Origin of the sequence: Pseudoramibacter alactolyticus ATCC 23263, from assembly GCF_000185505.1 — a bacterium.
GTDB classification, from domain to species: Bacteria; Bacillota; Clostridia; order Eubacteriales; family Eubacteriaceae; genus Pseudoramibacter; species Pseudoramibacter alactolyticus.
Genome location: NZ_GL622396.1, coordinates 1 through 507, shown reverse-complemented (window position 1 = coordinate 507; position 507 = coordinate 1). Strand labels below are relative to the sequence as shown.

The window sequence follows — 507 nt, the reverse complement described above, 5'->3', positions numbered from 1 at the left end:
CCCGGTGAACTCGTGGACAACATTGTGTTCCAGAAGGCTAACCGTAAGGCGCTCGTTGAGGGCAAGAAACCTGCCGCTGGCCGTCCTGAGATGATGGGTATCACCAAGGCTTCGCTGGCCACCGAGTCCTGGCTGTCTGCCGCATCCTTCCAGGAGACCACTCGCGTTCTCACCCAGGCTGCTATGGAGGCTAAGACCGATCCGCTGCTTGGTCTGAAGGAGAACGTCATCATCGGTAAGCTGGTTCCCGCCGGTACCGGTTTGGCTCGTTACAACGATATTGAGGTTGAGCCCAGCCAGAAGGCGCGTGAGGAGCAGATGCAAGCGTTTGATGGCTTCGGCTACCAGAGCGCGTTCACCCAGCTAGGTGAAGATCCGTACCCCTACGCCAACAGCGGCTACATGGCTGTTCCCTTGGACGAGTACGGCCGCGGTCTTGAGTAAGACTCACATAATGGGTTCGTAAACTCGATTGTGAATCGGGCCTAGTAGCCTAGATGATGGAGG

1 pseudogene is annotated in these 507 nt (G+C 57.2%); it reads left to right on the top strand.

Features of this window, described 5'->3' with window-relative positions:
- A pseudogene (locus HMPREF0721_RS11330) lies at nucleotides 1–444 on the top strand (DNA-directed RNA polymerase subunit beta'); the annotation flags it as partial.
- Nucleotides 445–507 lie beyond the last annotated feature (63 nt).